This is a genomic window from Cupriavidus sp. PB-02, assembly GCF_058252315.1.
In genome coordinates this window covers 782704-804471 of record NZ_JBXPSX010000003.1, presented here as the reverse complement: position 1 = coordinate 804471, position 21768 = coordinate 782704, and the positions used below count along the sequence as shown (strand labels likewise).

Here is a 21768-nt window from a genome sequence, read left to right as displayed (position 1 = left end):
CATCGTCACGTCGAGCCCCCCTGCAGAAAAACGGAAGTTTGGATTCACATGGACTACCCCGCCCCGAAGTGCAAGTCGGGTAGATCAGAAGCTTCTCGTAGATTAGCAGGGCCAGCGGCTCATTGAGCTGCCGCACCGCCCCACTCCAGTAGGCGATGAGCGTCGCCGGCCGCTGAGATAAAAAGGTGGCGTCGGTCAGGGCGTGCGTGCGTTAATGCGGGCCACGAGCTGATATAGCGGAGTTCGGGCTCCGGGAGCAGATGGCGTTTACGGCTTGACAATGGCCAGGGTGCTGGCGGCAGGGTATTTTTGCGCAGGGCTGGCAGTCGAGCGACAGGCCACTGCATCGTTCACTTTTTTTGGCAGGAATAGTATAGGGCGTGACGAGCAATAGGCCTCCGCCGGCGAGAATCAGAACGTCCTCTATGCCTTGTGCCCCCAACGAAGATGCGAGATTGTACGGGCAAGTTTGACGCCATGGCGCTATCCGCAGTTGTCCGAGGGCTGGCGGCCCCAAGCAGCGCAACGCAGTACGAACAACCTGCCAGCAGTTGGCTGGCCAGCGCCCCCTCCGCTTCGGCCCGCTCGGCTCGTCGCAGCGCGGCGGCCAACCTTCTCCGGACGTGCCCTTCGCAGAAACAGGTACGCCTGATGTGTATGAAGGCACCGCACCCTCATATGTTGCACGGCAGTTAAAGCAGGCCAGTCGCCGATTGCCCGTCTTGGCCGCACGAGCTACCATTCCTCGCAGACTTGTTGCCTCCCAGTAATTCCGAGCCCCCCTACAGGGCTGGAATCGGGCATATCAACTTGAACGCCGTGACGAATCAGCTCGATCTCTTCGAACATAGCCGCGATGTCATGCTTCGCAATGACGTGCTTGCCGCGCTTGAGCAACGCAATGCCGCCGCCGGGCGTGAAGCACTGCGTCGGCTGGCCGCGGAATATCCAGCCGACGCGCTCGTGCCGCCCCTCGAGATACTGGTACGCGTTCTTGAGTATCCTGTCCAAGAGCCCATCACTAGTCACGCGGCACTACGTGACACCTGCGAGGCATGGTGTTCGCCGAGCGTGCTGGCGGCCCGCCGCGCATTCGGCGACGCGGCTGGCATGGCCTGGTGCATATCGCTGTGGCGAGCCGTTGCGCAAGCCGCTTCGCAATTGCCGTTTGAGCGCGAGATGCCGGAATGGCATGCCGCGCCGCTATGGATGCGCGCAGCGGAGTGGACTGCGGCACGCGAAAGCATAAAGCGGATCGGGTCGTGGCGACGTATTCCAATCACGCTCGCTTGGATGGCCGAGACGGTCTACCGGCTCCAGGGGCTTGAACCGGCGTGGTCGCTCTTGGCCGAGCTTGCCTGGTTGTCGCCGAGGAAGCTTGGCGCGCTGATGCAAGCGCTCGGTGATTCGTCTTTGCTGGCGCTACGCCGGGTATTCGATGCGAATTTCGACGGTGACGGCACAATCGATGATCTTGCGTGGTTTCCGGCGTGGGCACTGACAGAGAAACCTGGGCTTGCCGCCCTCCTACGCGGGTCCGAGCCCTCGACGCGCACGTTACCCGAACAGGGGATGCGAATCATGCTGGAGTTATTGCTCCTTGAGCGCGAAGGCCGGCAGCATGATTTGGTTGAACGACGAAAGACTTTACGCGGCCTGCACGCGGGCCTCTTCGACGCTTACATCCGTACGCGATAACTGTGTCAAGGCTCGTGGCTTAAATTCCCAGGATCCTGGCTTCTATCCGACCAGTCCTACTCGATGTAGAACGGTGGCGTATCTAACGTCATCTTGTCCGTCCGCAGCACCGTCAACTCCAAGCCTGAGCCCCCTTTGGCTTGCTTTAGGGAAGTCAGGTCACCAGGAACGCGGAACAAGATGGTGAGGCGCTTCCTTAACTCACGGAGCAATGCGTCTCCCAGAGCCTCATCCTTCCGGCCGCCTTGGACCCACTCGCGGTACCGATTCTGGATCATCACCACGTCTTCGAAGATGTCTTGGGTCATGGGATTCTCCCTCCTTACCCAACGTGCCCCGTGTTTTACATGCTGGTCACTTGCTTGGGCCCCTACGCTAAGCTCGATGTCACGCGACCAACTCATGCGATGCGGGTATCAGAATGCAATTGATTACATCGCAATGAATCGTAGCGATCGAACTATCGACGCAATATCGGCCAAAGGTATGTTTCAGGAGTGAATAGATCGGAGGATACATCTGCATTCGGACCGTTGCGACGCGATAAGCACAACGTTATCGTGTCTTATCGCCGCACCCTGGCAACGCCGGCGTCACGAGCATCCTGACCACGCGCGCAGCAGCTCCCCTTGTTTGCGAGTCCGGCGGAACGCAACGGCAGTAGCCGGCCATGAACGGTCCTTCGCTGAGACCTGTGCTCGTTCATGGAGACGTCCGATTTACCTCCCGCTGCGGACGTTGGCTACCTGATACTCACAGGCAGTCATTGGCCAGACCATTGGCTTCTCCGACGGCTATTAGGCGCCACCCGCGAAGCCCTCGCGACGATGTCGGTCCACAAGGCAGAAGTGCGCGTGCTGGATGGCGCGGTCGACCACCGGGACGTGTCCCCTCACGCGTGGCGAGCGTGAGTCCACCCCCGGGTGATGATGCGCTGCTCGCGCGCGATTCCCGGGACCCGGCTGGTGCTGAAATCCTGAACGTGACGGCTGCCGGCTTTCGGCCTGTCCGCACGTCCTGGGATCGAATGTCCACCACGATCTTGCCGAAGTGCCGCTGCGCCGCCTGGTAGCTGAAGGCATCGGCGAGCTCGTGCAGCGGAAAGTGCCGGTCAATGACGGGGCGGATGCCGGTCGCATCCAACGCGCGCACCATGTCGAGTTGGTGGCGCCGGCTGCCCACGAGCAAACCGGTGATCCGCAATTGCTTGCGCAGGATCTGTCTGACGTTGAAGGGCGAGTCCGCGCCGGGCAAGGCACCGACGATTGCCACATGGCCACCCGTGCGCACGGAATTGATGGACTGCTCCAGCGTTGCCGCGCCGCCGACTTCGATGACGTGATCCACGCCAGCGCCCCCGGTCAGTGCCCGTACTGCATCGCCCCACTGCGGGTCGTCGCGATAATTGATCACATGGTCCGCGCCCAGCCTGCGCAGGCGTGCGAGCTTGTCGTTCGAGCCTGAAGTCGCAATCACGGTGGCGCCCGCAGCCTTGGCAAACTGGAGGGCGAATATCGACACACCTCCAGTGCCAAGCACCAGAACACGCTCCCCGGGCTTCAGGGCGCCATTGACAAACAGTGCGCGCCACGCAGTCAGTCCAGAGGCCGTCAGCGTGGCGGCCTCTGCATGGCTGTAGTTCGCCGGTGCACTCGTGAAGGCGGTCACAGGCAGTGTGACGGTCTCCGTCGCAAAACCATCGATGCCGTCTCCGGGAACTGTTGCGAAGTCTGACAGGCTCGGCTCGCCATCCAGCCACGTCGGAAAGAACGTGCTGACGACATGGTCTCCGGCCGAGAATTCCTTCACCCCGGCTCCAATTTCGGCGACAACACCCGCGCCATCTGACAACGGAATTCGCAGCACAGATCCCGCCACGAGACTGACGACGCCAAAGTCATGATAGTTCAGCGAACTCGCATGGATGCGAACTGTGATCTCACCGAAGCCGGGCGGCCGGGTTTCCGCCATCCCCGCGACGAGGCGGTGGAGCCCTCCGGTTGTTCGAGATAGATGGCTTTCGATTCCCTCCAGAGGCTTCAAATATGACATGCATGAGATTGGCCGTGTGATCGGCCGTTCGTAACTTGGCACGTGGGCACTAACCCCCTCGCGCCAGGTTGCCAACGTTTTCGCACCAGTACGCTAGTGCCGCTCGCCTGCCTGTGCCTGGGCAGCATCCTCCAGCGCAAAGGTCTGCTTCGACTCGCTCGTGATGTGTGGAATCTCCGAAAACCGGCTGCCGTGGAAAGTGTCGTCAAGACCGGAGGTCGGCACCCGGAGTGGAGACGCAATGAATGGTGAATCTCACAGCTCGCGGAGCAACTCCGCGGCCTTCGGCCAGTGGCCATATCCGTCGGACGGCGAGAGGTGGCCAATGTCGCCCCCATCGACGAAGCGGCTGCCCCAAGCCTGCGCAAGGGCGTGGACCTGCTCGAATTCCCCGATCGGATCGTTGCGGCTGCCGATCATGATGCTCGGGAACGGCAGGCGCGCCCTCGGCAGCGGTGTCCAGCCGCTGGCAGCCAGGGTCTGCGGATCGGAGTAGCCGGCGGGCAGGGGCGTGTCGAGGTCGGCGGGGGCCGCGAGCAACGCGCCCTGGACCTCGCGCGTCGTCTGCTGCGCCCAGTGAACCGTGATGCAGCATCCCATGCTATGGGCCACCAGGACGATCGGCCCTTGGATACCGCTGACGACGCGCTCTAGGTTCGCCACCCTGGCGCTGCGTAGCGCCTTGTCATGGTCGATCTGCGGCACGATCAGCACCGCCCTTCCCTGCGCTTGCAGTTGTTCGGCGAGCAGCGTTTGCCAGTGCTCCGGCATGTGGTCGCGAAGACCGGGAACAATGACGACAGTCGGCAGGTTGGTAGAAGTCATGGAATTCGATTTCCTCGTTTGAAATCCGGAGCGTGATCGTTCTGCGCCCGCCGGTTGAACTTACCACGCTCCCTTCCGCGCGAAGCGTGGCATGTCGCGCGGCGAGATACCGTGAGCGCAGGGCTGCTGCCTGCCCGCGGCATCGCCACCACGCGGGTGGTCAGAAGATATGGCGGATGCCCACAGCCGCACCGAACATGGACTTCTGCCCACTGGACAGCGAGTAGCTGTTGCCCAGCGCCAGGCTGGTGGCGAAACCGCTCGCCGCCGAGTCCATGGTCAGGCCGGCGTTCCGGGTATACGCCGTGGTCAGGTACACGTCGGTCCGCTTCGACAGCGAGTAGTCCGTGATCAGAGCGATCTGCCACGGATTGGCCGCGTGCGTGTTGCCGCCGACGTTCTTCAGGTTCTGGTAGTCATACTCCAGGGTGAAGTCCAGCGCCGCCGACACGCGGTACTGGCCACCGATCCAGTAGAAGTCGTCGCGCAGGAACTCCTTGCCCGTCTGGTCCTTGTTCTGCCCCCAGCGGTAGCCGCCCATCACCTTGGCCGCGCCAATCGAATAGCTGGCCATGACGGCCGCCTTCTTCAACGTGCCGTTGCTCGTGCCGATCGTCGGGTTCCACTGATCGTAGGCAACGCCCAGGCCGAGCGGGCCGTTCATGTAGGTCACGCCCGCACCGTAGGCCGAATCTCGGCGGAACTGGCCCGGCACTTCGCCGTTGCCGCCCAACGTGGGAATACCGGGATTGATCTGCGATAGCGTCGTACCGACGCCGAACGACCAGTGCGCCATGGCAGTCACGGGACCGAACGTGCCCGTGTACTGCGCCACGTTGTCCTCGCGGAAGTTCGCGCCGGCGATGACGCCCGCCGGTTCATACTGCGTGGCGAAGCGGGCCGGCACGAAGTTGGCCAACGACACGAACAGCGACGTGTACTGGCGGCCTAAGGTGACCTGCCCGTAGTCCGATTTGAGGCCGACAAAGGCCTGGCGGCCGAACATGCGTCCGCCCTGCTGCTGGGTACCGGTATCGGCGTTGAAGCCGCTTTCCAGCACGAAGATGGACTTCAGCCCGCCACCGAGGTCTTCCGTGCCGCGCAGGCCCCAACGCGAGCCAGAGTAGCCGCCGAGTTCTCACGGAACACCGAATGGCCCGTACCGGGATTGTAGCCGTTGGCCGCCGACGGGACGACGCCGACCTTGTTGACGTATTCGAGGTTGACGTCGATCACGCCGTACAACGTTACGCTGGACTGCGCCTGGACCGCACCACATGCCATTGCGGCGGCTAGGGCAAGAAACGCTCTTTTCATCTACTCCCATCCTCCATGGTTCATCGTTCTCATTTGATTGTTTTCAGGCATAGTCACTACGACTTCCGGCGCCAAGTGCGCCGCTACTACAAAGGGCGGACTCTGCAATCCGCCCCCCCTTTTTGATCAACGACCTGGAGCCAGGACCTCCCGGTATGCGGGTCAGCCCAATCTGATCAGAATGGACGGTCGCCGATGATCGTAGCGCGGTCCATCCTCCGGTGGCACGGCGGATAGTCCATGACGGCGTAATGTTGGGTCGACCGGTTGTCCCAAATAGCCACGCTGTTCTTCGTCCAGCGCCAGCGGACCTGGTGTTCGGGGATGTACGCCTGCGTGACCAGGTAGCGCAGCAGGTCGGCGCCGCCGGGGCTGTGGTCCTGCCCAAAGCGCACGCGGCCCGGCGTGTGGAAGTTGGTGAAGTGAGTGGTAAACCCGTTGACGAACAGCACCTTCTCGCCAGTCTCTGGGTGGGTCCGCACCACCGGATGCTCGGCGTCAGGGAACTGACTCTTCAGCGCCAGGCGCCGCTCGATTGGCATGGCGGCGCCAAAGCTCGCCTCGATGCTGTGACGCGCCCGAAGGTCGGCAATCTGCTCCTTGACGTGGGCGGGCAGGTTTTCGTACGCCAGCACCATGTTGGCCCACATGGTGTCGCCCCCGACGGTCGGGCACTCCCAGCACCGCAGGACAGCGCCAAGCGGCGGTACATCGCGCCAGGTTGCATCTGTGTGCCAGGCGTTCTCGTAACGATCCGGCGGGTTGGCGGGCGTCTTGTAGATCTGCACCAACCCCGGATTCTCTGGGTCGCTACCCGTCACGGGGTGATCCTCCAGATCCCCGAAGCGGCGCGCAAAGGCCACGTGCTGGGCAGCCGTGACGTCCTGGTCGCGCAGGAACAGGACGCGGTGCCTGAGCAGCGCTTCGCGGATTCCGGCGAACAAGCCATCATCATGGATAGCATCGGCCAGGCTGACCCCAATGAGTTCTGCGCCGATTGCGCAGGTAAGTTGTTCAACTCGCATGGTCGATGGGTTTCACTGCGCCTGGATGTTGAAGGTCTTCACGATGCCGGCGTTCCGATCGAAGTCGGCTCGCAAGTCGTGGCTGAGCTGGGAAAGGCCTTGTGGCCCCAGCGGCTCGAACCCGAGGGCGGAAATCCGCTCCTTTACGCCGGCTCTCGAGGTAGCCTTGTAGACGGCCGCCTGGATTTTCTCGGTCAGGTCTGCCGGCAGCCTGGACGACACGAACACACCGGTCCAGTTGCTGAAGTCAACTTCCGGATATCCCTGTTCCGCGAACGTCGGCACCTGCGGGAGCATCGGTGAGCGCTGCTTCGCGGCCACGGCAAAGGCTTTCAGCTTGCCTGCCTTGAGATAAGGCAGCGAGGTCACCATGCCGTCATACATCACGGCGATCTGCCCGCCCATCACCTGCGTCAATGCCGCCGGCGACCCCGGGAACGGGACGTTCTGGAGGTCCATCCCGGCCTTCTGGTTTATGATCATGCCGGCATACTGCGAAGCCGTGCCCGGCCCATAGGTTGCGAAACTCAGAGTGCCCGGATGCGCCTTCACATAGCTGATCAGCCCCGGCAGGTCCTTCGCCGGCAGGCTGGGCGCGCCGACGAGCAGCAGAGTCGATCTGGCCACGGCGGCAACCGGCTTCACGTCCCTCATCGGATCGTAGGGCACCTTCATCACGTGCGGGATCTCCGCAAACACGTTGGTCGCCGACACCAGGATGGTCTGCCCATCGGGCGGCGCCGCCAGCATCGCGCCGACCGCGATGGCGCCGCCAGCTCCCGGCTTGTTGTCGACGACCACCGGCTGCCCCAAGTCTGCCGTGAGTTGTTCGGACAGCATGCGGGCCATCACATCCATCGTGCCGCCGGCAGGCGCGGGCACCAGCACCCGCACCGGTTTGTTGGTCCACGCCATGGCGGCAGGCATGGCAAGCGCCAGGAGCGTCGCGGCGACGACGCGGCGCACGCGCAGGACGGCAGGTCGATTTGACATCTATAGTCTCCGTTTTGGAACTTCCGGCAATGTGCACTTGCCTTGTTAGAAGCAGCCGCCGCCCGGCAACCTGACTAGGCCTGGTGAGCGAAGCGACTGCCGGCTGGACTGCGAAACTGCCGCAATCGATTGAAAAGCAGGCTCGCCTTACGGCACCAGTACCGTCGCGCCGCTCGTCTGCCTGTTCTCCAAGGCGCGATGGGCCTGCGCGGCGTCTTCCAGCGCGAACGACTGCTTCGGCTCGCTGGTGATCCTTCCGGCCATCACCATGTCGAACACCTCGTTGGCCATGGCGAGCATGTGCGAGCGCGGCGTGGCGTAGTGCACCATGGCCGGACGCGTGACCCAAAGCGAGCCCTTCGCCGCGAGCGTGCGGCTGTCGATCTCGACGGGGCCCGAAGTCGTGCCATTGCTGACCAGCGTGCCGCGCACCTGCAGGCAGGACAGCGAGGCGTCCAGCGTCGACTTGCCGACCGAATCGAACACCACGGGGACCTTCTTGCCGTCGGTGATTTCCATCACGCGGTCGACGATGTTCTCGCGCGAGGTGACGATGACGTGCGAGCAGCCGTTGGCCCTTGCAAGTTCCGCCTTCTCGTCGGTGCTGACCGTCCCGATCATGTTCACGCCAAGCGAGCGTGCCCACTGGCAGGCGATCAGGCCTACGCCGCCGGCCGCGGCGTGATAGAGGATGGTCTCGCCGCCCTTCAGCGGGTAGACCTGGCGGAACAGGTATTGCGCCGTCATCCCCTTCATGATGAGCGTGGAGGCGACGCGGTCGGAGACGCCGTCCGGCAGCGGGATCAGCCACTCGGCAGGCATGACGCGCACGTCCGAATAGGCACCCTGCGGGCCGAGCAGGTAGCCCACGCGGTCGCCCACGCGGATGTCAGTTACGCCGGGGCCAACGGCCTCGACCACACCCACGGCGTCAGAGCCCAGGCCGTTGGGCAGGTCCAGCGGATAGTGGCCGGTGCGGAAATAGATGTCGATAAAGTTGACGGCGATGTAGCTGTGCCTCACACGTGCCCGGCCGGGGCCTGGATCGCCGACTTCCACGGTCTCGAGCTTGAGGACATCAGCGCTGCCCGTCTCGTAGAACCGAATTGCTTTTGCCATGACTTGTCTCCTGAAACAGTTTATTCATTGCGTCTGAGCGCGCCTGGGGCAAGCCCAGCGTGTCGGCAACTACATCGCTGTCTTGCCGCCATTGATTCCGAGAATCTGGCCCGTTATGTACCTGGCCCGGGCGGACGCGAGGAACACAATGGCGTCGGCGACCTCCTCCGGGGTCCCAATGCGACCCGCCGGGATAGTCGCGGCAACTGCCGCAACGTTCCTGGCGCCTCCCGCAATGCGGTCCAGCATCCCGGTCTCGATCGGGCCAGGCGCGACCGCATTCACTCGGACATTCGATCTGGCTGCCTCGAGTGCTGCAGCCTTGGTCAAGCCCTCGATCGCGTGCTTGCTCGCCACATACATTGGATTCTGTGCGTTGCCGCGGCTTCCCATGGTGGAGGAAAGGTTGATCACAACGCCCTCCTTCTGCTCCAGCATGACGCGCAACTCGTACTTCATGCTAAGGAACGTCCCAAGGACATTCGCGTCGAAGGTCGCTGCATAGGATTCAACGGTCTGGTCAACGATCGACCCTGGCGTGCCTTCAGTCCCTGCACTGTTCACTGCGACATCGAGCCGTCCAAAGCGGGTGACGGTATGCTCGACGAGTTGGCGGACTTGATCCTCATGACTTACGTCAGCGGGCACGAACTCGGCCTCGGCACCCAGTTCCCGAAGTTGAGACACAAGTGCGGCGCCTGCAGTGGCATTGCGGCCGGAGCAAACCAGATGTGCCCCATCACGGCCAAAAGCCAGCGCAGTTGCGCGGCCAATTCCAGACGTGGCGCCCGTAACAAGGACGACGGTATGAGTCATGAAACTCCTTATTTGAATTGAGACAAATCGAATCGATCCAGTTGCAGCCATTCAGGCTGGCGTGCACACATCAACCGGACCGATTCTTAGTCGGTGCCGTAGCCGACTCAGGCTACGCGGCGCAGCGGCACGTTCTTGACACCAGGCTTGCGGTTCGGGGTCATGCCGTTGGCGGCCAGGGTTTCATCGACATCGTCGTACCAGGTGCCAATACGGTAAATTTCCCGCGCTTCCTTGCCGTCGGCGATCTCACGGCCCAACTCCTTGGTGATTCGCACGAGCTGTTGAACCTGCTGCACGGAGGTAAAGCGCTTGCCGTGCTGATCGATGAGGGTGTCCTCAATGCCGCAGCGCACATGCATACCCATTGCCAACGCCATCGTGTTCCACGGAAGTACGTTCTTGAACAGCGACTCGGCGGTAATGGTGCAGCCATCCGGCGCACGCTGGATGAAGTCGAACAGGTTGTACGGATGCGGTCCATGGTGGCCGCCACCGATGCCGATGCAGGTCAGGTTCAGCGGGCCCTTGTAGATCCCCTTGCGCACCATGCGGTCCAGCGTTTCGAGCGCATGCATGCCAACCAACTGAAAGTGCGGCTGGATGCCGGCGTCCTGCAGGCGGCGCAAGTGCTCTTCTGCCCAGGTCGGGCCGGCCGGAACGATCATTTCCCGATACGCGTTGTAGACGGCCGGGTTGGCCATGTGCGTGCTCTCGTAGTATTCCGGGTAGATCAACTCCATGATGTTCATCTGGATGGTGTTGAGTGCTACCGTCACCTGATCCGGCTTCGGGTCGAGGTCGGCCAGTGCATGACGGGTGTCGTCTGACAGCCATTTGGCAGCCTGGCCTTCGTCTTCCGGTGCAAAGGAAATCGAGCCGCCGACCTGAATGATCATGTCCGGCACCGCCTTGCGCACGCCGGCGATCAGTTCGTTGAACATGGACAGGCGCTTGGAGCCCTTGCCATCCAGCTCACGCACGTGCAGGTGCAGCACGCTGGCGCCGGCTTCATAGCAATCCACCGCCTTCTGGATCTGCTCTTCCATGGTCACAGGGATGTCTTCCGGGAAATCTTCCGGCATCCACTCTGGGCCGTACGGGGCCACGGTGATTACTACCTTGTCCATGGTCTCCGGGTGCAGCGAATCATCCAGAAATTGCATTTCGTTCTCCTTGATAATGACGTTGGTTATCGGCGCCGCAACTGGTTGTGGAGGCCGGGTCGGGTATCAATTCACTTAAATGGCTTGTCGCCGATAAACTTCTCAGAAGGCAACAGCGTGCTTGCCCTTCAGTCGGAGCATCTCGCGCGTCTCATCCGGCGTGGCCACCTCCAGATTCAGGGATTTCAGGACCCCGACGACGCGCCTGACTTGATCGGCGTTGCTGGTCGAGAGCCGGCCCGGACCATCCCAAAGCGAATCCTCCAGACCCACGCGGACATTTCCGCCCATCGCAGCCGCCATGGAAGCGATCGGCATCTGACTGCGACCCGCACCCAGCACGGACCAGTAGTAGTCCTTGCCAAACAGCCGTTCGGCGGTGCGGCGCATATGCATGACATCATCGGGATGCGTGCCGATGCCGCCGAGCAGGCCGAAGACGGACTGTATGAAGAACGGCGGCTTGAGGATGCCACGGTCAATGAAATGCGCCGCCGTGTAGAGATGGCTGGTGTCGTAGCATTCGATCTCGAAGCGAGTCCCGTTGCCGGCACACGATTCCAGGATGTAGCGAATTTCCTTGAACGTGTTGCGGAAGACGCGGTCTTCGGAGCCCTCGAGGTAAGGACGTTCCCAGTCGTACTTGAACTCCTTGTGCCTGCCGAGCATCGGGTACAACCCGAAGTTCATTGACCCCATGTTCAGAGAGGCGACTTCGGGCTTGAGTTGCAGCGCCGGTTGCAGTCGTTCCTCGACGAGCATGTTGGGGGCGCCACCGGTGGTGAGGTTGATGATGACGTCGGTACGCGCGGCGATCTCGGGTAGGAATTCCCGGAAGAGCGCAGGATCCTGGGACGGCTGGCCATTCTCCGGCTCGCGCGCATGCAGATGGACAATCGAGGCGCCGGCCCGGGCCGCACCGATTGCCTCGCCTGCGATGTCTTCTGCCGTAATGGGCAGGTAGGGGGACATCGTAGGCGTGTGAATGCCGCCCGTTACTGCGCAGGTGACTATGACCTTGTTCTGAGAGGCTGCCATGGTGTTCCGTCTGTCGTCGATTTACGGGACTAGTCTAGTAATCCCGGGTTGACCGTTGTCTCTCATTTCACGACATTCATGTCTCATTTCGTGACAGAATGTCGGGGTATCCGGGTTTCCCCGGAAGGCCTCGTATCCGGCCTGCACACCGGGTGAAGGAGAAAACAATGGGCACACTGATTCGCACTGGCGTGCTGACCAACTACTTCAAGGTTGCGCAGCAATTGGGCCTTGAACCGAAGCCGGTGCTGCGCAAGTTGGGGTTGAGCAGCGAGATGCTTGCGGACCCGGAACATTGGATATCCGGAAGTGGTGCCGTTGCCTTGCTGGAAGAGTCAGCGCGACTCACGCAATGCCCGACATTTGGGCTGCGGATGGCCGACCTGTGGCAACTGTCTGACCTCGGTGTCGTCAGCGTGTTGCTCACGCATCAAAAGACCCTGCGCGACGCTCTTGGAACCTTGATTCAGTATCGGCACCTGATGAATGAATTTCTGGTCATCCGTATTGAGGAGACCGGCAAGAAGGTCATCGTGCGGGAGGACGTCGTCGCGGATGACGCCGGGCCGTCCATGCAGTCAATCGAGTTGGCACTGGGCTCACTCTCGCGCATGTGCAGCACACTGCTGGGCACGTCCTGGCAGCCCCTCAGCGTTCATTTCACCCATGACGCTCCCCCTGATCTGCGGCTGCACCGCCGCATCTTCGGGGGGAAGCTGGAGTTCGCAAGCTCTTTCAATGGCTTGATTTGCCGCGCAGCCGACCTGGACTTGCCCAACCCTATTGCCGACCCGGTCATGGCACGCCATGCACAACGCCTGCTTGCAGGTCTGCCGGGAGCCAACGAGCCGTCAATTGTGCTCGAGGTGCGCAAGGCGATCTATCTGATGCTTCCCGCGGGACGCGCGACGATTGAGCAGGTTGCGCAGGGCCTGGGGATGAACGTGCGTACCCTGCAGCGCCAACTCGAAGGCGGCGGAAAGGTCTTCTCAGACATGGTCAATGGAGTACGGCGCGATCTCGTTATCCACTATTTGGACAACAGAAGCTACTCGCTCGGACGCATTGCCGAATCGCTTGGCTACTCCACTTATGGCTCGTTCGTCCGTTGGTTCGCGGCGCAGTTCGGCATGACGCCGACGCGGTGGCGCAGCACCAGGCCGGCAAACAGAAGGTAAGCCGCTTGTCTTTATGGTTCCGTTCGCATTCCGACGCCAGTCTCTGACTGGTAGGCAGATTCGGTTGCTCGAACAATGGTTCGTGGAGATACGTGCGGTACCTCACGCTCGCGGCACTGCATACTTGGAGTACCCGCCGCTATCGACGAGCTTGAAAGCTTAGGCCCTCCGGCAGGGAACTGGATAGGTAGGGTCATCTGGCGCGTGACGGTGCTTGTTGCTATGCGTATTGCTCACGAAGGGCCCACGTCTCCTCTCGGCGTGGGTGGCGGACGTAAATTGCACGGCATCGAATGTTGACCCACGTAAGAACACTGTTCCGCTCGAAACCGAGCGGGAGTTCGGCGCGATCGACGCGATCATTCGAATGACCGTTTGACTTCGGATGCAGCCCGTAGAGCTTGCCCCGATCGAAGGGCAGTACAGGGGTCGGTAATCGCCTCTGGCGCCGGCATGCCCCTGCCCAGGTCGGACCGAGGGCTGAGACCGACCAGAAGCTGCAATCGATCTGCCTCTAGATATGCCTTGCCGGCTAACCGGCAAACACTGTATATTTATACAGTTGTCGTCGCATCCCGAAAAAGCTGGCTCCTGAAGTCGAGCCCGTGCGGCGCCTGTGCTTTCTCTCCCCACCTCGAAAGGTAATCATGTTCGTGGACCGCACCGAAATCATCAACGCCGCCAAGGCATTGCGCGCCAGCCAGGAAGAGTCCAGGTACAGCAAGCTCGTCGCGCTCGCGAACAAGCAACTCAAGGCAATGCAAACGGCAATCCAGAGGGGCAAGGAAGAATTCGAGACCAGACTGGTACTCGACATCGACGAAGACAATCCGCAAGCAGCGCTGGAACCGCGCGCGCAACGGCTAGCCGACGACCTCAGAGCGCAGGGCTACACCGCGACGGTGACCACGTTTACCGAGGTCAGCACCGACCGCAAGAACTGGACGCCGAATATCACTGTCGTCATCGGTCTGGGCGACATGGTTTCTGGAGACGACAACGCGATAGCGGAAAGCACGGCGACCGACGAGACGGAAGTCGCGCTGACTGGCGAAGCTGCCAGTGAAATGGCCTGACAGCAGGCTGGCAATCCGAGATAAGGACCGGCATCACGGGGCTTCGCGCACAGTCGCGTGCTTGATGGTTTTTCCAACAAGGGAAATCTGCACGCGATTTACCAGTGCCACCCGATGAAGGAAACCGTGGCGTATAAGGACGTAATAGCCTGCGTCTTGATCGAACGAGGATTGTCACCACGCACGGCGGGTGCGCCCAACATGTGGCCGCGAACTGAGGCACCGCTGGCCAAGCTGATCCGTGCCCCGCAGTTGCTGCGCTGGCGGCCTGACGCGCGCATGTCAGCAATAGAAAAAAACGCATCTCTGATGCTAGACGAGCATGACCGCCCGCGGTCACAAGCCAATAATTTCATGATGATGAAATTATTGGTCAGGCATGGCTCGTTCACCGCTGTCGCTTGCCAGACCCTCAGCCTCCGCGGCGCTGCGCAGATATATTTGCCGGGAGACGATCGCGATGAAGGCGCCGACGCCGATGGCGCGGGCCACAAACGGAAGTATCGTTCCATCAAAATCGCACCGGGTGGAAGCAGGTAATTTGGTGGCGAAGGCTACACGAAGATGCCCAAGCCCGGGGGTAACGCCGTTGCAGGATGACACGCCCCCCGTTTCCTCATAGCGGGGCCGGAGCGCACCTTGTGTAACAACGCACTGGGCCTGAAGCGCATGCCAAAGACAATCGCGCCCCTACCGAGCGGCCGCTACTGGGCCACGCCGCATGCGCCTTTTCCGCTGGACGGTCCGAATGGCCATGATGAGGTGCGGATTCAACCGGTGGTTGCAACGTATTGATGGAATCGTTCAGCCGGGGTATCGAAGTCTAGGGTCTTACGCGGGCGTTCATTGGAGACACCAACACCTGGGCAAGGGGCTAAGCCCCGATGGAGAGGTTCTCGCTTACTCATTCGTCCCGGGAGGTGTCGAGCACATCGGCCCTGGTTCATCTTCGAGCCGGTATCCCTTCGAGTCTTGCCCGCCGCACGGCTGGTGGGTCAGAAGGCGGGGTTCGCCATTGAGGCTATACCTCGTCGCGGGCAATTTCCAGATCCGCATTTATGATCCGGCCGCCGGTCCATCAGCGCGAGCAAGGTCGCGTTCCGGGGCGCGCTGGGCTCTGGACAGCAGGGAATCTGCGCGCGGTGCTTTGGCGTATTGGGCAAGCTGGCCGACACCTTCCACCGTCCCGGCGGCAGCGGCACGTTCACCGCGTTTCCGAACGCGCCGGCCGGCCCGCCGTCGAACCCAAACGTTGAGGTTTCTCTCGTCGCCACCGTTGGACCGGCGCGCGTCTGCCGTAATCCGACTCACGTTTGTTTGTGTAAAGGCCGGGCACGGGCGCACGCCCCTGTGCTCCACGCTTCGAACAACACATGCGCGAGATCGATCGTCACGTTGCTGAACTCGCTGAAGGTCGCCGTGGTGCCCGACGGCGCCTGTCGCCTAGAGAAACCGATTGTCTTTACATAGAATTGATGCGGTGCGAGATTCCGCCACTCCCATTTGGGAGGGCTGAGCCAAGCGGGAGACGTTGATGACGCGAGCCGAGACCATTCATCAAGCGATCCGAATGCTTTACCAAGCTGCGCTCGCCCCTGACGATTGGCCCGGCGCCATCACGACGATCGCGGCGACAGTTGGGGCTAATCGTGGCATGCTGGTTGCACAGACAACCGATGGGCCTGGCCTGGTAGCTTCCACTGGATTGGCCGCCGAGCATGCGTGGCGGCTCCAACGAGAATTCGAGACAAGGCTACCTGGCTGGATCGCGGCCATTCCGGTTGGTGGGGTCGCGCGGCAAACGTCCATGATTTCCGACGCCGATTTCCGAGGCACCGATATTTATAGAGAAGTAGTCGGACCCGCTGGCGGGTTCTATGGGATCATCGCCCCCCTGGCCCGGACGCCCGAACATCGGATTCACCTCTCCGCGGGGCGAGATTTAGGCGCCGCCGACTTCACCGAGGAAGATGTTGGCGCCTTCCGCATGCTTTTGCCCCATATCTTGACGGCGCTTGAGATCAGACGACGCACGGATGCCGTTGACTTGAAGGCGCGAGCGGCGTACGAGGCTTTGGGACAGTTGAACATTGGCGTCGTCCTTCTCGACGCCTGGGCCCGGCCGATCTTCGTAAACACCCGGGCCGAGGCGATTGCCGTCGCCGATGACGGTTTTCTGGTGAGTGGTCGAGCTGTATCAGCATCGAGCCCGGAGGAGACAAGGACGCTACAGGGGTTGGTTGCACGAGCGATAGCCTTCAACCATCGCTCGCGCGATGCCAGCGAGAGTGCTATCCACCAGCCAATGCTACGCTGCTATTTATCGCGCATGCCGCCACGGCCCCCGCTCACGGTCACAATCGTCCCTGTCCACGACCCTAGCCTGGTAAGCGGAGCCAGTGCCGGCACACGCGCAATTCTCTTTATCGTCTCACCCGACATGCCACCCTGCGCTGAACCGCGCAGCATCGTGTTCAATCTCACACAGCGGGAGTCGCAGGTCGCTGCCCTGCTCGCGACAGGATTGAGCTTGAATGACGCGGCGTCTCAACTCGGTATCGGGATTGGCACGGCTCGCGGCTACCTCAAGCAAGTGCTGGCAAAGACGGGGACGCATCGGCAAGGAGAGCTCGTGTCGCTGTTGCTACGGGGTAGCATGCCAAGCGCGTGAACGGAAAACAGACTCTACCTTGGGAGAGGACGGCGAGCGGGCGCGCTCGCCGTCATTGCGTATCCGGCAGGGTGCTACCGGTCGCCTTTCTTCCCGCGCAGGATATAGGCTTCCGCGGTATCTGTGGTGCCCGCTATGTCGCCACGCTTATTGATGCCAGAAATAAAGAAGAATGTACCGGCATCAGGTGGCTGCCCAACGGTGACGTCCGCCAAGTTGATGCGTACGCCGGGCTTAGTGAGAAGGTAGGCATTGCCCTGCTCCGCTAGCGGCGCTCTGACATTGCTTATCACGATCTCGTCTCTTTCATTAAAGGCAAGGTTAAAGCTAACCGTTGGGTACTGTTGATTCCCCTCCGCGAAGTACAGTTCGAACTCGCTGTTGGGGTGCCACACACCAACATTCTCCCCAGGATCATACGAGTACCCAAGCACATCACCACGATCATTGATCGACACGGCCCATGAACTTTTATTGCCTGGCAAAGGTTCTAGCACAGTATCCTTCATCGTCAAAAGGTCCACTTTATGCCCAATGTTTTCGTACGTGTAGATCATGGTCCTGGCATTGTTCAATCCCAAGAAGTTGACTGCATTAACGTCGACGGGCAGATTGATCTGCGTCTTCTTCCCGTGGTCGTACAGGAATAGCGTGCCAACACTGGTCACGCTATCGACGGATACGACCAGCGCCTCGCCCTTGTCGTTGATGGCAGCAACATAGGACATGCCCTCTCCCGCCTGAGGCGGTATCAATTCCACGGCGTTTCCACGGAATATTGCTGCTTGAAAGACAAAATTGACCGGATCCATCCAGACGATGCCACCTTGAGTACCGTGCCGATTGACTACCCAGGGCTCGGCGTTACTGTGCGTGATGCTTATTTGACCATTTTCGAGAACGGCGACATACGATACGAAGTTCGCGTCAAAAGCAGCGCCATAACCAAGACCTTTGTCATCAATACCGACGAGGGAAAACGTGTAGCCCCCGTTAGCGTATCTCTCATACTGGTATGTCGGCGAGCGTCCGTTACCGGTATATTGCGCCTTGGCTGGGCGTACCTGCGCCGGCGAGAGCGGCGCGAATTTGTCGGGTCGGCTCGATGCCTTGGCTGCAAAATCCATGGCAAGCATCCCGTTAGGGGAACCGGCCACACAAGATCCAAAGACCTTGCGTGCCCCATCAGGCAGCGTAGGCGGAGGTTGATCCCTTGCTGTCTGCTCAAGGAAATGAAACATGCCGTCAATCTTGACGACGCAGCCCAGTCGGTTGTCAGGTCCGCTGACTTGTGCCTGAGTTGATGCAGGTTGAAATGCAAAGATTGATAGGGTGGCCATGGTGGCCGCAACCGCGACCGTATTCATTCTTGGTGTTTTCATGGCAAAACTCCAGAATCCGCAGGCGATAAGTCCTGCGGGTTGCTCTGCCCACCGGGCCGGATTGAGCGCACCGATGGGGCGTAGTTGCCAAACTGCTGATGCAAGACATCTAGCGCATGAAGATCGCCACGTGAGCGACCGCTTGGAGTGAAACGACGGTCGCGTTCGCTGCATCTTCACCGCCACCACATCCTGTCAGCAATAGCGCGCAGATAGCCGCGCTCGCGAAGTGCCACATCCCCGTGGGTTTGTGCATTTGAGTCATGGTGTACCTCCGCTGATGGTGAGAAGCGGTGTCTTCAAGTGCCTTAGTTGGCACTGAATCGGGAGGTTGGCCAAAGGAGGTTCGGCTAATGGATCCTGGCGTTGCCTGCCGATCCACTTCCATTACATATCATGGATTTTGTCTGCGGCACTCCCATTCGGGAGGGATTTAAGGAGCCGTGCTCCGGCAGCCGGATCTACCCATTCCGCTTCCATCTTTGGCTGCTAGTGCAATGTTCCATTCTGTTTGGAACTTAAGCGGCGGTTGGCGCGAATGACCTTCTGTAGGATGTCGCGAGCGCTCTTGGTCCAGATGAACGGCTTGGGGTTGGTGTTGTGGTGAGCGATGTACTCGTTGATGGCGTCGACCAGTTCCGGCACGCTGGTGAATACGCCGCGGCGAAGTCGCTCGGTCGTGATGTCGCGAAAGAACCGCTCGACCATGTTCAGCCATGACGCCGAGGTGGGCGTGAAGTGCATGTTGATGCGCGGATGCTTGGCCAGCCAGTCTTGCACCGCAGGATGCTTGTGGGTGGCGTAGTTGTCGGCGATCAGATGCAGCGTTTTGTCCTTGGGCGTCTCGCGGTCGATCTTGCGCAGGAACTTCAGCCACTCGGTATGGCGGTGGCGCTGCTGGCACTGGGCGATGACCTGGCCATCGAGCACGTTGAGCGCGGCAAACAGCGTGGTCGTGCCGTTGCGCTTGTAGTCGTGCGTCATGGTGGCCGCACGTCCCTTCTTCAACGGCAAGCCGGGCTGCGTGCGATCCAGCGCCTGCACCTGGCTCTTCTCATCGCAGCACAGCACCAGCGCGTGCTCGGGTGGCGACATGTAGAGGCCAACGATGTCTTCAAGCTTTTCGACGAACCGCGGATCGCGCGAGACCTTGAAGCCGCGCACGACATGGGGCTTCAGGCCGTGGGCGTGCCAATGGCGCATGACGGTGCTGGCGCTCACGCCCAACTCGGCGGCCATCTTGCGCGTGCTCCAGTGCGTGGCCGCCACGGGCTTCGTTTGAGTGGTCAGCTCCACCAGCCGCGCCGTGTCCACCTTCACCGGCGGCGCACCGCGCGGCAAGTCGCGTTCGATACCGGCCAGCCCCGATTGCGCATACCGCTCACGCCAACGCGAGACCTGCACGCGTCCGACTCCCAACTGCTCGGCGATGTCCTTGTTCTGCAATCCGTTGGCGGCCAGCAGCACAATGCGCGCGCGCTGCGCCAGCCTCACGCTCGTGAGCTTCGACCGAACCAGCCTCGTCAACTTGGTTCGCTCCTCGTCGGTCAACATGATCTCGGGGGCAACTCGCACTCGCTCTCTCCACGCTGTATCGCAGTAGGGCATTGGAGACGCCGAATTCATATAAGTTCCATCAAGAACTGAACGCTACACTAGTTCTTCCGAAGCGGCCAGGACATGGGCGGCGGCTAACCCGCAGTCGAATCCCATCGGACACGTCTCCCGTTCCCGACATGTTGGCGTGGCGGGCGTGGAGCTGGTCGTTGCCGGCATGGAGTCATTGCCCTTCCGCAGGTTCGCCTCGAGGAAGGCCCTAGGTCTCCCCCAGGGCCTTGCATCGAGCCGGAGAGCTAGTGCAGTGTTCCATTCTGTTTGGAACTTAAGCGGCGGTTGGCGCGAATGACTTTCTGCAAGATGTCGCGAGCGCTCTTGGTCCAGATGAACGGCTTGGGGTTGGTGTTGTGGTGAGCGATGTATTCGCTGATGGCGGCGACTAGCTCCGGCACGCTGGTGAATACGCCGCGGCGAAGTCGCTCGGTCGTGATGTCGCGAAAGAACCGCTCGACCATGTTCAGCCATGACGCCGAGGTGGGCGTGAAGTGCATGTTGAAGCGCGGATGCTTGGCCAGCCAGTCTTGCACCGCAGGATGCTTGTGCGTGGCGTAGTTGTCGGCGATCAGATGCAGCGTTTTGTCCTTGGGCGTCTCGCGGTCGATCTTGCGCAGGAACTTCAACCACTCAGTATGGCGGTGGCGCTGCTGGCACTGGGCAATGACCTGGCCATCGAGCACGTTGAGCGCGGCAAACAGCGTGGTCGTGCCATTGCGCTTGTAATCGTGGGTCATGGTGGCCGCGCGCCCCTTCTTCAGCGGCAGCCCGGGCTGTGTGCGATCCAACGCCTGCACCTGGCTCTTCTTGTCGCAGCACAGCACCAGCGCGTGCTCGGGTGGCGACATGTACAGGCCCACGATGTCCTCAAGCTTCTCGACGAACTTCGGATCGCGCGAGACCTTGAAGCCGCGCACGATGTGCGGCTTCAACCCATGGGCGTGCCAATGGCGCATGATGGTGCTGGCGCTCACGCCCAACTCGGCGGCCATCTTGCGCGTGCTCCAGTGCGTGGCCGCCACGGGCTTGGCTTGAGTGGTCAGCTCCACCAACCGCGCCGTGTCCACCTTCACCGGCGGCGCACCGCGCGGCAAGTCGCGTTCGATACCGGCCAGCCCCGATTGCGCATACCGCTCACGCCAACGCGAGACCTGCACGCGTCCGACTCCCAACTGCTCGGCGATGTCCTTGTTCTGCATTCCGTTGGCGGCCAGCAACACGATACGCGCGCGCTGCGCCAGCCTAACGCTCGTGAGCTTCGACCGAACCAGCCTCGTCAACTTGGTTCGCTCCTCGTCGGTCAACATGATCTCGGGGGCAACTCGCACTCGCTCTCTCCACGCTGTGTCGCAGTAGCGCATTGGAGACGCCGGACTCATATAAGTTCCATCAAGAACAGAACGCTACACTAGTTCTTCTGAACCACGATACTGGCGCCGCCGATCACGGTCCCTTCGTTCACCGTGCCGTCAGGGCTACTATCCATCTGATTGTCGTAGTCCACCACATCGGCCCCGGCATCAGCATCGTAGTGCCAGTTCTTGATGCGGAAGCGATCCGGCGTTCCCTTTGCCACAAGATTTCCGTCGATCGCCGTCAGGAGGAACTTGTAGTTGCCTGTACCGTTGATAGTGCCCGTCCTCTTGTATTGGGCGCGGGCGCCAGCAACTACGAACCAGTCATAGTTCTCGCTATGGAGATTCAGCTTAAATGGACCTAGGTAAAGGCGGGTAATGATCGATGGGGTGCCGGGCCTTGTTGGATTAGGCTTCTATCCCGAACACTGTTTCGACACATAGAT

At 61.1% G+C, this 21768-nt stretch carries 17 protein-coding genes and 2 pseudogenes; 5 read left to right on the top strand and 14 right to left on the bottom strand.

Annotated features, from left to right (window positions below; genetic code table 11):
* Nucleotides 1–810: 810 nt before the first annotated feature.
* The gene (locus tag AC10V3_RS38175; RefSeq protein ID WP_374063804.1) at nt 811–1698 is read left to right on the top strand and encodes a hypothetical protein; all 888 of its coding nucleotides are present in this window, start codon (nt 811–813) and stop codon (nt 1696–1698) included.
* Nucleotides 1699–1754: 56 nt separating this feature from the next.
* Here AC10V3_RS38175 and AC10V3_RS38170 read toward each other — a convergent pair whose 3' ends face one another.
* The 10 genes and pseudogenes from AC10V3_RS38170 to kce all read right to left on the bottom strand — a co-directional run bounded on the left by AC10V3_RS38170 (nt 1755) and on the right by kce (nt 12049).
* The gene (locus AC10V3_RS38170) at nt 1755–2006 is read right to left on the bottom strand and encodes a hypothetical protein (RefSeq protein WP_022540207.1); all 252 of its coding nucleotides are present in this window, start codon (nt 2004–2006) and stop codon (nt 1755–1757) included.
* A gap of 718 nt (nt 2007–2724) precedes the next feature.
* Nucleotides 2725–3669 (bottom strand): annotated as a pseudogene (locus AC10V3_RS38165) (zinc-dependent alcohol dehydrogenase family protein); the annotation flags it as partial.
* Between the two features lie 336 nt (nt 3670–4005).
* A complete protein-coding gene (locus AC10V3_RS38160) occupies nt 4006–4575 on the bottom strand; it encodes an RBBP9/YdeN family alpha/beta hydrolase (protein WP_022540198.1) in 570 nt (189 codons plus the stop codon).
* A 160-nt stretch (nt 4576–4735) separates the two neighbouring features.
* Nucleotides 4736–5892: pseudogene (locus AC10V3_RS38155) on the bottom strand (porin).
* 176 nt (nt 5893–6068) lie between these two features.
* Nucleotides 6069–6917, bottom strand: coding sequence for a TauD/TfdA dioxygenase family protein (locus AC10V3_RS38150; protein ID WP_022540196.1), 849 nt, complete (start codon nt 6915–6917; stop codon nt 6069–6071).
* A 12-nt stretch (nt 6918–6929) separates the two neighbouring features.
* Nucleotides 6930–7910 (bottom strand): tripartite tricarboxylate transporter substrate binding protein, encoded by a 981-nt coding sequence (locus AC10V3_RS38145; protein ID WP_022540195.1) that lies wholly within the window; start codon nt 7908–7910, stop codon nt 6930–6932.
* 147 nt (nt 7911–8057) lie between these two features.
* Nucleotides 8058–9029 (bottom strand): quinone oxidoreductase family protein, encoded by a 972-nt coding sequence (locus tag AC10V3_RS38140; RefSeq protein WP_022540194.1) that lies wholly within the window; start codon nt 9027–9029, stop codon nt 8058–8060.
* A gap of 69 nt (nt 9030–9098) precedes the next feature.
* Nucleotides 9099–9845, bottom strand: coding sequence for an SDR family NAD(P)-dependent oxidoreductase (locus tag AC10V3_RS38135; protein ID WP_349608758.1), 747 nt, complete (start codon nt 9843–9845; stop codon nt 9099–9101).
* A gap of 107 nt (nt 9846–9952) precedes the next feature.
* Entirely contained in the window at nt 9953–11011 is a 1059-nt protein-coding gene (locus tag AC10V3_RS38130; RefSeq protein WP_022540192.1) for a beta-keto acid cleavage family enzyme, read from the bottom strand.
* 102 nt (nt 11012–11113) lie between these two features.
* Nucleotides 11114–12049, bottom strand: a complete 936-nt coding sequence (gene kce / locus AC10V3_RS38125) for a 3,5-dioxohexanoate:acetyl-CoA acetone transferase (RefSeq protein WP_022540191.1) — start codon at nt 12047–12049, stop codon at nt 11114–11116.
* A 167-nt stretch (nt 12050–12216) separates the two neighbouring features.
* Here kce and AC10V3_RS38120 point away from each other — a divergent pair, with 167 nt between their 5' ends.
* From AC10V3_RS38120 to AC10V3_RS38105, 4 genes are all read left to right on the top strand, one after another.
* Nucleotides 12217–13227 carry an AraC family transcriptional regulator gene (locus tag AC10V3_RS38120; RefSeq protein WP_349608760.1) on the top strand — a complete coding sequence of 337 codons (1011 nt, stop codon included), beginning with the start codon at nt 12217–12219 and terminating at the stop codon, nt 13225–13227.
* A 647-nt stretch (nt 13228–13874) separates the two neighbouring features.
* Nucleotides 13875–14303 (top strand): hypothetical protein, encoded by a 429-nt coding sequence (locus AC10V3_RS38115; protein ID WP_022540189.1) that lies wholly within the window; start codon nt 13875–13877, stop codon nt 14301–14303.
* Between the two features lie 57 nt (nt 14304–14360).
* Complete coding sequence (locus AC10V3_RS38110) at nt 14361–14843, top strand: hypothetical protein (protein WP_349608762.1); 483 nt, start codon at nt 14361–14363, stop codon at nt 14841–14843.
* A gap of 994 nt (nt 14844–15837) precedes the next feature.
* Nucleotides 15838–16974, top strand: a complete 1137-nt coding sequence (locus tag AC10V3_RS38105) for a helix-turn-helix transcriptional regulator (RefSeq protein WP_022540187.1) — start codon at nt 15838–15840, stop codon at nt 16972–16974.
* Between the two features lie 74 nt (nt 16975–17048).
* On the opposite strand, the gene AC10V3_RS38100 is transcribed toward AC10V3_RS38105, so the two are convergent.
* The 4 genes from AC10V3_RS38100 to AC10V3_RS38085 form a co-directional block, all read right to left on the bottom strand.
* Nucleotides 17049–18356 carry a hypothetical protein gene (locus tag AC10V3_RS38100; RefSeq protein ID WP_349608764.1) on the bottom strand — a complete coding sequence of 436 codons (1308 nt, stop codon included), beginning with the start codon at nt 18354–18356 and terminating at the stop codon, nt 17049–17051.
* Between the two features lie 489 nt (nt 18357–18845).
* The gene (locus AC10V3_RS38095) at nt 18846–19931 is read right to left on the bottom strand and encodes an IS630 family transposase (RefSeq protein ID WP_041682298.1); all 1086 of its coding nucleotides are present in this window, start codon (nt 19929–19931) and stop codon (nt 18846–18848) included.
* A gap of 278 nt (nt 19932–20209) precedes the next feature.
* Complete coding sequence (locus tag AC10V3_RS38090; RefSeq protein WP_041682297.1) at nt 20210–21295, bottom strand: IS630 family transposase; 1086 nt, start codon at nt 21293–21295, stop codon at nt 20210–20212.
* Nucleotides 21296–21375: 80 nt separating this feature from the next.
* On the bottom strand, nt 21376–21543 hold the full coding sequence (locus AC10V3_RS38085; RefSeq protein ID WP_022540183.1) for a hypothetical protein: 168 nt from the start codon (nt 21541–21543) through the stop codon (nt 21376–21378).
* Between the last annotated feature and the right edge of the window lie 225 nt (nt 21544–21768).

Bases quoted from the DNA above. Each gene is read 5' to 3' on its own strand.
- AC10V3_RS38150 (WP_022540196.1), bottom strand. From the start codon at position 6,917: ATGCGAGTTGAACAACTTACCTGCGCAATCGGCGCAGAACTCATTGGG.
- AC10V3_RS38105 (WP_022540187.1), top strand. From the start codon at position 15,838: ATGACGCGAGCCGAGACCATTCATCAAGCGATCCGAATGCTTTACCAA.
- AC10V3_RS38145 (WP_022540195.1), bottom strand. From the start codon at position 7,910: ATGTCAAATCGACCTGCCGTCCTGCGCGTGCGCCGCGTCGTCGCCGCG.
- AC10V3_RS38140 (WP_022540194.1), bottom strand. From the start codon at position 9,029: ATGGCAAAAGCAATTCGGTTCTACGAGACGGGCAGCGCTGATGTCCTC.
- AC10V3_RS38100 (WP_349608764.1), bottom strand. From the start codon at position 18,356: ATGAAAACACCAAGAATGAATACGGTCGCGGTTGCGGCCACCATGGCC.
- AC10V3_RS38115 (WP_022540189.1), top strand. From the start codon at position 13,875: ATGTTCGTGGACCGCACCGAAATCATCAACGCCGCCAAGGCATTGCGC.
- kce (WP_022540191.1), bottom strand. From the start codon at position 12,049: ATGGCAGCCTCTCAGAACAAGGTCATAGTCACCTGCGCAGTAACGGGC.
- AC10V3_RS38135 (WP_349608758.1), bottom strand. From the start codon at position 9,845: ATGACTCATACCGTCGTCCTTGTTACGGGCGCCACGTCTGGAATTGGC.
- AC10V3_RS38170 (WP_022540207.1), bottom strand. From the start codon at position 2,006: ATGACCCAAGACATCTTCGAAGACGTGGTGATGATCCAGAATCGGTAC.
- AC10V3_RS38120 (WP_349608760.1), top strand. From the start codon at position 12,217: ATGGGCACACTGATTCGCACTGGCGTGCTGACCAACTACTTCAAGGTT.
- AC10V3_RS38130 (WP_022540192.1), bottom strand. From the start codon at position 11,011: ATGCAATTTCTGGATGATTCGCTGCACCCGGAGACCATGGACAAGGTA.
- AC10V3_RS38160 (WP_022540198.1), bottom strand. From the start codon at position 4,575: ATGACTTCTACCAACCTGCCGACTGTCGTCATTGTTCCCGGTCTTCGC.